Source organism: Saccharopolyspora sp. (genome assembly GCF_017434145.1).
GTDB classification, from domain to species: Bacteria; Actinomycetota; Actinomycetes; order Mycobacteriales; family Pseudonocardiaceae; genus Saccharopolyspora_C; species Saccharopolyspora_C galaxeae.
Genome location: NZ_JAFRFW010000912.1, coordinates 1 through 1796, shown reverse-complemented (window position 1 = coordinate 1796; position 1796 = coordinate 1). Strand labels below are relative to the sequence as shown.

At 69.0% G+C, this 1796-nt stretch carries 2 protein-coding genes; both read right to left on the bottom strand.

The genetic code is table 11. The features are described 5' to 3' along the window. A partial coding sequence (locus tag IJH84_RS24700) for a hypothetical protein (protein WP_295149639.1) occupies positions 1-459 on the bottom strand: 459 nt, incomplete at its 3' end. Positions 460-580: 121 nt separating this feature from the next. Then, positions 581-1672, bottom strand: coding sequence for a cobalt-precorrin-5B (C(1))-methyltransferase (locus IJH84_RS24695; RefSeq protein ID WP_295149637.1), 1092 nt, complete (start codon positions 1670-1672; stop codon positions 581-583). Between the last annotated feature and the right edge of the window lie 124 nt (positions 1673-1796).

The following is a 1796-nucleotide window of genomic DNA, read 5'->3' as shown; positions in this document are numbered from 1 at the left end:
TCCCTGCTCGAAGTCATCATGCGCAACGCCATGCACGAGGAACTCACGAAGGCGTACCACAGCAGGTGGTGGGCTGACGATCGACTGCTCGACGAACGCTCTCAGTCGACGGTAAGCAAGGCCTGGTCCCATCTCCGCTGCCGTGAGGACGACCCGCCCGGCAAATTGCTCGCACAGCTCCCCTTCGGCTTCTGGGTACATCTCATGGAGGCGGGTGGGCACATTGGTAGGGAGCCATACCGGCAGCGCCGACCGTACGAGAGCTTGCTCTGGCGACCGGCTCTGCGGCACGCATTCCCGAACTCGTCTCGTCGGCGCGCCGACGTGCTGTCCGTGGCGCAAGTCGCGCACGCAACTCGAAATCGGATCGCTCACCATGAGCCAGTGCTGTTCGGTATCCGGCGGCCCGGTTTCGCACGGGCCGAACTGGACGCGCGTCGTGGACCACGAGAGGTTCACGAGGATTTGATCGCACTCGCACGCATGATCTCTGCGCCGGTTGCCGATTGGATGATGAAAGCCAGCAGGACGCCTGCCCTGCTGAACAGCGGGTTGCTTCCTTGTTAGCCGTAGCACCAGATCAGGCGAAAGCCGCCCGGCCCACCAAGTCCCCGCCCCGGTTGATCACCAGGATCTCCACCTCGACCGGTGCGCCTTGCAGCGTCGTCAGTGCGACCTCGCGGGCGCGGGTGGCGACGAGGTCGCCGAGTGCGATGCCGGACTCCTGGCACAGCGTCAGCGCTTCCAGGGCCGTGTTCGCGTTGCGGACCCGGTGGGCGAGTGCGTCGGAGCCGCCGGAATCGCGCACGAATCCGGCCAGCAGCCCGAAGTTCACCTGGGAGCGCTTGGAGTGCAGATCCATGTGGCCGTCGGCGAGTTTGGCGAGCTTGCCGATGCCGCCCGCGATGGTCAGCCGCGGAACCGGATGCCGCCGGAGGTACTTCAGCACCGCACCGGCGAAGTCGCCCATGTCCAGCAAGGCCTCCGGCGCGAGGCCGTAGCGGTCGGTGACCAGCTTTTCCGAGGTGCTGCCGGTGCATCCGGCCACGTGCGGGAGCCCTTCGGCGCGGGCCACGTCCACGCCGCGGCGGATGCTGTCGATCCACGCCGAGCACGAGTACGGCACCACCACTCCGGTCGTGCCCAAGATGGACAGTCCGCCGAGGATGCCGATGCGGGGGTTCCAGGTGTGGCGGGCAAGTTCTTCACCGTCCACAACGGACACTTCAACGATCACATCGCCCGAGCCGCCGTGTTCGGCGGCGGTCCGCTCGACGACCTCGCGGATGAGCCTGCGCGGCACCGGGTTGATCGCGGACTCGCCCACATCCAGCGGCAGGCCGGGCTTGGTGACGGTGCCGACCCCGGGACCGGCGCGGAAAACCACTCCCGAGCCGGGTTCGCCGTGGCGCACCGTCGCCGACACCAGCGCACCGTGCGTCACGTCCGGATCGTCGCCTGCGTCCTTGACGATGCCCGCCGTCGCGTAGTCGTCGCCGAGGGCTTCGCGGGCCAGGGCGAACGCGGGCCGATGCCCCTTCGGCAGCACGATCTCGACCGGGTCCGGGAACTCGCCGGTCAGCAGCGCGGTGTGCGCGGCGGCGGTGGCCGCGGTCGCGCACGCGCCGGTGGTCCACCCGTAGCGCAGCGGGGCGCCTTCCTGACCGGTCATGATGCCGCCTCCTTCACTGTGGAAGGGTGCACGTGTGCAGGACGGCGGCGCGACCCGGGTGCTGGTGCTGGGCGGCACCGGCGAAGCCCGCGCGCTCGCGGCGCGGCTCGAAGCCGAACCCGGT

Excerpts from the sequence above, each read along its gene's own strand:
- IJH84_RS24695 (WP_295149637.1), bottom strand. The coding sequence starts at position 1,672 with ATGACCGGTCAGGAAGGCGCCCCGCTGCGCTACGGGTGGACCACCGGC.